General features: G+C 49.8%; 10 protein-coding genes. 4 read left to right on the forward strand and 6 right to left on the reverse strand.

Going from position 1 to position 8,291, the window contains the following annotated elements:
* Window positions 1–360, reverse strand: a 360-nt coding sequence (locus tag ABYT30_RS12180) for an AraC family transcriptional regulator ligand-binding domain-containing protein (RefSeq protein WP_373096724.1), incomplete at its 3' end; no start/stop codon positions are given.
* Window positions 361–495: 135 nt separating this feature from the next.
* On the opposite strand from ABYT30_RS12180, the gene ABYT30_RS12185 reads away from it, so the two are divergent.
* Complete coding sequence (locus tag ABYT30_RS12185) at window positions 496–1,668, forward strand: alkane 1-monooxygenase (RefSeq protein ID WP_373096726.1); 1,173 nt, start codon at window positions 496–498, stop codon at window positions 1,666–1,668.
* Between the two features lie 76 nt (window positions 1,669–1,744).
* Here the strand turns inward: ABYT30_RS12185 and ABYT30_RS12190 are convergent, their stop codons facing one another.
* The 4 genes from ABYT30_RS12190 to pomA all read right to left on the reverse strand — a co-directional run bounded on the left by ABYT30_RS12190 (window position 1,745) and on the right by pomA (window position 4,713).
* Window positions 1,745–2,302, reverse strand: coding sequence for a hypothetical protein (locus ABYT30_RS12190; protein ID WP_373096728.1), 558 nt, complete (start codon window positions 2,300–2,302; stop codon window positions 1,745–1,747).
* Window positions 2,303–2,422: 120 nt separating this feature from the next.
* A complete protein-coding gene (locus ABYT30_RS12195) occupies window positions 2,423–2,980 on the reverse strand; it encodes a hypothetical protein (RefSeq protein WP_373079767.1) in 558 nt (185 codons plus the stop codon).
* A gap of 122 nt (window positions 2,981–3,102) precedes the next feature.
* Window positions 3,103–3,936: a flagellar motor protein MotB gene (locus ABYT30_RS12200; protein WP_373096731.1), complete on the reverse strand. Its 834-nt coding sequence runs from the start codon at window positions 3,934–3,936 to the stop codon at window positions 3,103–3,105.
* Window positions 3,937–3,942: 6 nt separating this feature from the next.
* On the reverse strand, window positions 3,943–4,713 hold the full coding sequence (pomA, locus tag ABYT30_RS12205; RefSeq protein ID WP_373079765.1) for a flagellar motor protein PomA: 771 nt from the start codon (window positions 4,711–4,713) through the stop codon (window positions 3,943–3,945).
* A gap of 341 nt (window positions 4,714–5,054) precedes the next feature.
* Between pomA and ABYT30_RS12210 the strand changes: the two genes are divergently transcribed.
* Together ABYT30_RS12210 and ABYT30_RS12215 are read left to right on the forward strand one after the other, a co-directional pair.
* Window positions 5,055–5,948: an alpha/beta fold hydrolase gene (locus ABYT30_RS12210; RefSeq protein ID WP_373079764.1), complete on the forward strand. Its 894-nt coding sequence runs from the start codon at window positions 5,055–5,057 to the stop codon at window positions 5,946–5,948.
* Window positions 5,949–5,952: 4 nt separating this feature from the next.
* Entirely contained in the window at window positions 5,953–7,389 is a 1,437-nt protein-coding gene (locus ABYT30_RS12215; protein WP_373079762.1) for a transglutaminase-like domain-containing protein, read from the forward strand.
* A 42-nt stretch (window positions 7,390–7,431) separates the two neighbouring features.
* Here ABYT30_RS12215 and ABYT30_RS12220 read toward each other — a convergent pair whose 3' ends face one another.
* Window positions 7,432–7,650, reverse strand: coding sequence for a hypothetical protein (locus tag ABYT30_RS12220; protein WP_373096730.1), 219 nt, complete (start codon window positions 7,648–7,650; stop codon window positions 7,432–7,434).
* Between the two features lie 331 nt (window positions 7,651–7,981).
* Here ABYT30_RS12220 and ABYT30_RS12225 point away from each other — a divergent pair.
* Window positions 7,982–8,291 (forward strand): aminoacyl-tRNA deacylase (locus tag ABYT30_RS12225; protein WP_373096733.1); only part of this gene is annotated, 310 nt, incomplete at its 3' end.

The raw sequence follows: 8,291 nt of genomic DNA on the forward strand, positions 1-8,291 counted from the left end.
AAAACTGTGGGTTAACTCAATAAATTCCTGTGCAATTTGAAAGGCCTGTAGCAAATTTTCACTACAGATTAGCGCCAAGCCCCAAATACCAAAAACACCAAAGTGGTAGCGTCGACCTACCAGATAAGCCAGATCAGGCCTGGCGTTTGCGCTCAGCGCGGCCTCGATGAAGGCAATCTCTTGATCTGACCTAATCAAGTAGCCTGGGGTCTCCAACTGGCTCCGGCTCAAGCCCGTTATTGAACTGGCCGCCTCATAATCAAGACCGAGCTCCTCAAGGGTTTGACACAAAATTAACAGCCCCAGCGCAGGCCGCAGCCCAGCCTGTGCAGCAGAATCAGTATTGTTATTTTTTTCCATAATGGCCGAAATTAACAATTCCCGAGGTCAGTAGCAACATTTAACTCGCTATGTGCTAGGCGTAGGCTAATAACTCAGCTCCTGCACTGGGCAAAGAATCGATAGACCCGATAAAAAAAAATAAGGACGATAAATATGGCAACGACAATATCGCGATTTTCAATTACGGATCTGACTCAACGTTTTCGCTGGCTGTGGATGATCAACGCCTTCTTTATGCCGTGGCTTGCCTTGATAGGTATCATTCCCGCGATAAAAACCGGTAATAGTGCGTGGCTCGCCCTCGGCTTTGTTATCTTTTATGTCGCTATTCCCGTGCTTGACTACGTCTCGGGTCAAGACCCAAACAATCATGATGAAGCCGATGTACCCGCCCTAGATGCAGACAATTATTTTCGCTGGGCCTTGTTCGTGGCCTTAGCCGGAACGATTGTGGTGTGGTTTAGTGCCATTGCCTATGCCTGGTATGCACAGCTATCAATCCTAGGCTTGGCAGCGCTTGCCCTGTCTTGCATGGGCTTGGGCGGCGCATTTTTAAACCTTGGCCACGAATTAGGCCACAAAAAAAACCGGCCTGAACGCTGGGCCGCAAGCTTTGCCCTCGGCATTGCCGCGCTGCCCCATTTCAGCGTTGAACATAATCGCGGCCACCATCGCGATGTCGCCACCCCCCATGATCACGCCTCATCTCGACTAGGTGAGAATTTTTACCGCTTTATGTTTAGAGAAATGCCGGGCACGTGGCTGCGGGGTTGGAGGCTAGAGGCAGATCGGCTGCGCTCGAAAGGCTTGTCTTTCTGGTCGGCAAAAAATGAAATACTGCCCGGCGCCGTCATCGGTCTTATATTTTTTGCCGTGGTCGGCGTCCTATGCGGAGCTGAAATATTGGCCTTTGTCATGATTACCAGCCTACTGGGGCACACTAATTTAACCGCCGCGAACTATGTTGAGCACTACGGTTTACTTAGGCAAAAACTCGACAGCGGCCGCTATGAAACACCCCAGCCTCAGCACTCGTGGAATCAAAACTCGCTCATTTCCAACCTCATTACCTTCCAACTCCAGCGTCACTCCGACCATCACGCTCACCCCAGCCGTCGCTACCAGTGCTTACGGCATTTTGATAATGTGCCGCAACTTCCTGCTGGCTATTACGCCATGTTCCTACTCGCCTATATTCCACCCCTGTGGTTCCGGGTAATGGATAAGAAAGTACTAAATTGGGCAGAACACGACATCGAACGAATCAACGTTCTAGCCGATAAGCGCAAGTACTATCAACATAAAATTGCGATGACGGCGGCATAGGGTAAATCTCAGAGCAAAAAAAATGTGGCGGCCTAATCGGTCGCCACATTTCATATTGCCTGCAGACTTCAAAACATTAGTGGTTTTGGCTAACTCTTACTCGTGTATTCCAAGCCTGGTTATTATAACGGCCATCATTTCGATACTTATTTCCCTTGTGCTCATCGCGCACATAGCGATCGTTTCTGTGATGCTTTTCAGCATACTTATTACCATGTTTACCGCCGTGCTTCTGCTCTGCGTATTTATGGTGTTTACCTGCATACTTATGCCCTGAATACTTGTGGTGCTTACCGTAATAGTTTGAATGACGATCTCGGGTATAGCTATTTCGGTAATAAGTATGAGCGTTACCATAGCGATGATGGTCGTTGCCTCGGTACTCAACATGATGTCCGCAGTGCCGGTCATGAACATGCGCGTGACGCTTAGCGTACTTCCGGTCAGCTTTGTGAGCATCATGAGCGGCGTACAAGACTGCAGCGCCAATGAGTACCGCGGCGGCTGTCTCTGCGTGCTCCGCATGAGCTTGCTTAGGCGTCACCGCAACCGCGACTGCAAGTAAAGCGGTAAGCAGTAGATTACGAATCACACCCGGTTGTTCTACTCGTAGTGCCGTTGTATTTGTCATCATCAGTTCCTCCTGAATGTGCTTGTAAGGTATCAGGAGCTAGCTGAACGAAAGCTGAAGACTCAGAATAAAAAAAGGCCACCACATAATTGAGGCAGCCCAGTCGATCTATACGCCGAGGACTCAACCACTCTGGGAGTTACAGCGAGTGAGGGCCTGTGACCGCGCCTGCGTAAACCCCGCCAATGAGAAGCTATCACCGATAACACTAAAGTATTGCGAGATATTAGACGAAGCCATCACCACATTAACCGATTGTGCCTGGCCCATTAGCGTTAATAGCTCCGAATTGGCAAAAGAATGCCCAAATACCACTTGATGCTGCCCGCCAGTCATCGGCCTAATCGATACAACCTCAACGGGAATATCAATTGGGACGCCGTCAAAATCAGCCGATAAAGACACCTTCTGGCCGGCGAGAGACCAAATATCCGCACTATCGCTAGACCAGCTGATATAAAATTCGTCATTGCTACAGGTGTTACTGTGCTTCAATAAACCGAATTGGTTTTCCCCGCCCAATTCGCCATGAACAGTGTAGCCCGTCGACTTTGAAATGGCCTCCAGTTCCCAGGCAGAAGATGCATTTGCCTGAAGTCCGAAACACAATATGCTTGAAGCAATCCCTGCAGATACAATTTTACGAATAGTCATCATTTTCACCTTTGCTGCGCTATGCATGAACATTTACCGTGCATGCATTTGGCAACTAAAGCGGCTGATGAACTATACGTAGTCCCCCTATGTGAGAATTCGGTCACACTTATAACGGCTTAACTTAGCCTAGGCGACATTCTTGAGCGTCAGTCAAGCATGGAGGCTTCGCGCCCACCTATTGCTGAGCCCATTGCGGGATCATGCTTAGCGCCGCGCAATAAGAATATTTCTACCCGCCGATTTAAGGCCCGACCTTCAGCCGTGGTGTTATCGGCGAGCGGCCGGGTAGCGGCATGAGCCATTACCCGAAACCGCTCATTGGGTTGGCCACTCGCCTCAATAATACCTCTTAGCACCGTGGTCGCCCGCGCCGACGACAAATCCCAATTGGAGAAATAGCGATCAGTGTGAATTGGTATCGGATCAGTATGCCCAGCAACCACAATTTCGCCATCGATTTCATTCAATAGCGAGCCCAACTTACCCAGTACAGGTTCAAATCCTGGCGATAAATCTGCGCTGCCAGACGCGAAGGAGCCACGCTCTCGAATTCGAATAATAATAACGCGTTCACCGTCATCAACCACTTCAACGAGGCCCTCACTGATCTCGAGGGCTAGGTGCTCTTTCACTTTTTCGAGATCGTCATTGAGGGCTTCGTCAGCCTCGACTTTAACAAAGTCGCGCATTTCACGAACAGCTTCTTGGCGAATCTGATTCTCTGCGGTGGGCTTAGGTTGGCCTGGACTGAACTCCCTCGCAATCATGCTCGTGCCAATTGGCGGTTTAAATGCAGGGATCTCACGCTGCACACCAAAGGCGTCTTTCATAGAGCCCGACAGCTCTTTAAACTTTTGCTTGTCCATTTCAGAGAATGAGAAAAGCAGTACAAAAAACGCCAGTAGCAAAGACATTAAATCCGCAAAGGTCAGAACCCAGGCCGGCGCTCCAGCGGCTGCCTTTTTGGGCGCGTCTTCCATGTCCACTTAGGCTTCCTCAGACTTAGGTTCGATTTCACGCTTATTATCAGGTAAATAAGTTTGCAATAAAGATTCGAGGACTCGAGGGTTGATACCTTCCTGAATACCGTCAACGGCCTCTAAAATCAAATGACGGTTACGCCGCTCCTCGGCTGTGCGAAAGGCCATTTTTTGCGCCATGGGCAAGGCCACCACGTTCGCCAAGACCGCACCGTAAAGCGTTGTTAACAGGGCCACTGCCATCGCCGGACCAAGAGCCTTGGGGTCAGACATATTCGACATCATTTGCACTAAACCAACCAAGGTACCTATCATCCCCATGGCCGGCGCCGACTCGCCAAAGCCCTGAAAAACGGCCTCCCCCATTTCGTGGCGCTCAATGGTCTGACTAATCTCTTTATTCAAGACCCTGCGGACGAACTCGGGATCGTGGCCATCAATCGCCATTTGCACGCCTTTGTTGAGGAATTCGTTACTAATCTCAAGGGATTCTAAACCCAGCAAGCCTTCTTTACGGGCCACACCCGCCATCGACATGCATTCAGCAATTAGGTCTTCCGAGCTGGTCGGCTTGTGAACAAAGGCCCGCGACGCGACTTTAAATGCACCCATGGTTTGATCCAAGGGAAACTTAACGAGGTTCGCCAGCAAGCCCCCACCCACAACAATCAACAAGCTCGGCGTGTCGATAAAGCCACTGGCACTGCCCCCCATTACGATAGCAGTGACGATAACCCCGAGGGCACCTAACATGCCTAATAACGTTGCTAAGTCCAAAGAAAACTCCGAGTATCTTGGTCAGTGAATTGGTAAAACCGCCATATTTTGTAGACTTCGACCGCTATTTCACCCTTACGTAACTATATTAACGGCAGCGGAGCGCTTAACTTTATAGGCCGCCGCCCTAATTAGACATCTGGTCTTGCAACTCGCGCCAGCTAGTACCATATATCCGGCGCCTTAGTGTCGTCCATAGCGGATTTCAACGATGCCGCTATGACAATAACGCTCACCATTACAAATTTAATTTTTGATCACCCCCACCCAGGCGTTCACTGCACAACTCTCCCGATGAGCATGCTAAGCTTATGATCAAAATCTCCAGTTAGTAAGTCGCTATGTTAACTACTCAAATTTCCGATTTTGGCTGCGGCGCCGCCACATGGCTGTCCGGTGGTCAGGGTGACGAAACCCTGCATTTTGCCGCGGCGAATGGCTTCCCTATTGGCAGCTACCAATCGTTTCTCAAGCATTTCAACGCTGACTTCAGCATCATCGGCTTAGAAAACCGTGGGGTTTGGGACCCGAGTACACCGCCCAGAAGCTTTTCATGGCGTCATCACGCAGAAGACCTCATTACCTTTTTAGAGCATCGTCAACAGAGTCTAGCTCAGCGCCCAGTCATTGCCATGGGACACTCCATTGGTGCCACTGTATCTGCCCTGGCGGCAGCTAAACGCCCGGATCTCTTTAAAGCCTTAGTCATGTTTGACCCGGCAGCCATTCCTGGTCGCTTTTTACCCACCTTGGCAGCCATCGCCCCCACCGACATGATGGGCCGCTTAAATTTAGTTAAACGAACCCTAAACCGCCAACAGCTGTGGCCTGACCGTCAAACATTTATCGACTACCACCGCCACAAGGCAGCCTACCGGCGCTTTTCCTCAGAAGCCTTTAGGGACTACGCGCAGGCGGGGCTTGTCGAGCAAAGCGACGGCCAATATAAATTGAGCTATAGCCGCGAGTGGGAAGCCCATAATTTCAAACACACTTATTCACCGTGGCAAGCCCTGCGCACTATTCAAGTGCCGACCTTAATACTAAGGGCCGAGCACTCGTATTTACACAAACCCAAAGAGTTTGAACGACGCGTAAAGCGACTATCGCCCTTCGTCAGCCATGGACTCATCCAGAGCGCTGGCCACATGGCCTTACAAGAAGATTGCGAACAAGTGGTCAAGCTTAGTCGCGAGTGGCTGGTCAATCACAAGCTACTCAGCTGCGCGTCTTAGGCCTATGCGCCAGAACAGAAAACACCAATTTACTACCACGATCGTTGTGCTACTCGCCGTATACGCAGCAAGCTGTTTTGCCAATACTGAGCATTGGCAAACGATAAGCCTTGCTGGAAGTAAAATTGGCTTCCGACACCTTGAGCAACAGCAAACGGCAAGCGAGCTTATTAGCCGCGAAACATTAGTCATTACCGTAAGCCAACCCGGCGCCAGCGATACGACCACCACCACCGCATTGGAGTACAGAGAAGACCTAAATGGTAAGCCTTTAGCAATGAGCAAAACGGTCACCTCCGCTTCCGTGAATCACGCGATGCGGGCGACCGTGACAGCAGGTGTACTGCATGTTACCCAAGACGAGTTAGGCGGCAAGACTCAGGACTACCTTATCCCCAAGCCCTTTTACTTAGCCGCGGGCTTACGACAACAGCTGCGCAATGGCGCAGGTCAATCCGCACCGCTTAAATATTTCACTTGGAATTTTAGCAGCCAACAATTCGATTACCTTCAACTGACCTTAAGCCCATACAAAGCGCCCCAAAACCCAGCCTATGCATGGAAAATTCAACGCCAAAATTTGCAGGATAATACTCGGTTCACTGAAATCTATACCGACGCGGCATTTCAGCCACTAACCGAGGTCAGTCGCTCTGGCGGCAATGAGTTAAGAATCGATACCTGCGCACAGGAATACGCACAGGCGGATTTCCAGCCAGAGACCCACGTATACCGTCAGCTAATTTCTTCACCCTATAAAATCTCTGACAGCGCATTGCGCGGCAAAATCCGCTATCGCCTCTTGGGCAGCTTTTCCGACATGCCACCAACTACCAATGAGCAAGCCGTTAAACCCATAGACGGCGGCGTGGAAATAACCGTTTGCCCCGACTGTGGCACGGAAGCACCACCCAGCCCCGAAGCGCTCAAGGCTCGCCTACAAACAAATTATTGGCTCGCCAGCGACGAAGCGGCTTTACGCGACACGATTAAAAACCTACTCACTGACAAAGACATTAGTAGCACCGCAAAAATGCGCCGACTCAGCCGCTTTGTCAGCCGACACATGAGTAGCGAAGCCAGTTATTCCGGCTACGCAACAGCGCTTGAGGCCTTCCGCAGCCAGCAGGGCGACTGCACCGAACACGCACTGCTACTGGCGAGCTTAGCGCGGGCCGCAGGCATTCCCAGCCGAGTGGTATTTGGCATTGCCTACAATAACGAGCGATTTTTAGGCCGCAAATATGTGTTTGTGCCCCACGCATGGGTGCAGGCATGGACGGGAGAAAAGTGGCAAAGTTTCGATAGCGGCCTTGGGAAATTCACTGCGGGGCATATCGCATTGGGCACAAGCAACGGCGAACAAAGTGAGATTTTAAAAGTGAATAAACAATTACACCAATTAAGTATTTCTTCTGCTGTTCAAATAAAAAATCGTTGAATTTTATTCAACGATTTTTTAAAGACTAAAAAAATAAATAACTTATTCGTAGAGGGTTGGCATTTCTTCAAGGCTTTCATCGCCTGCTACATCAATATCGGCAATCACGATCGCCGAGCTCCCCCGCACAGCACCCACTACGGTGATCTCTTCAATCAACTGTACCGGCTCATCAGCCATCACCGTTGCCGGCAACATAACAGCAAGAAATGAAACCACCATTAGCCGAATAGATTTAGCGCCCACGCAATTTAAAAGCATATACACTCCGTATTTGCCGTTACTAGTAAAAGTTAAAGGCAGGAAATTTAACTGCCATGAAAGGGAAAATTATCGTGTAAAAATGTTACATAGTGATGACGTTAATATGACAAAGGCTGGAAATGTAGGAAAAAGTAAACATTTCACTACTATCCACATTAGGGCGCAGGAAAAACATTACGAAACGCCCCAAATGCATATAGCACTTAGTGTTATAAAGCGCCGGCATAACATAAATACCTTCTTGGACAGACACACCAAGACCCAACTATATTTAAATAGCACTTATGAACGCGTTTACTCGTAAACGCCGGAGGGTAAAACCGTGAGTATGTCTCCCCGAATTGCCGCCCACCTAAATAAAGTGGGCGTTAACTTTGATCTTGTCAGCCACGCCCATAGCCGCAACAGCATGCAAAGCGCGAGAATGGCCAAACTACCGCCCTCGCAAATTGCCAAGGCGGTGATATTGCACGATGGTGATCGCTACCGCATGTGCGTGATTCCGGCGAACCATCGACTCATGCTTGATCGCGTAAATTCCCATATGAACGGTCGCTACAGATTGGCAACCGAGCATGAAATTGCGAGGCTTTTCGACGACTGTGAAATAGGTGCTGTACCGGCCTTGGGCCAGGTCT

This window comes from Zhongshania sp. (genome assembly GCF_041623545.1).
In the GTDB taxonomy this organism is placed as follows: Bacteria; Pseudomonadota; Gammaproteobacteria; order Pseudomonadales; family Spongiibacteraceae; genus Spongiibacter.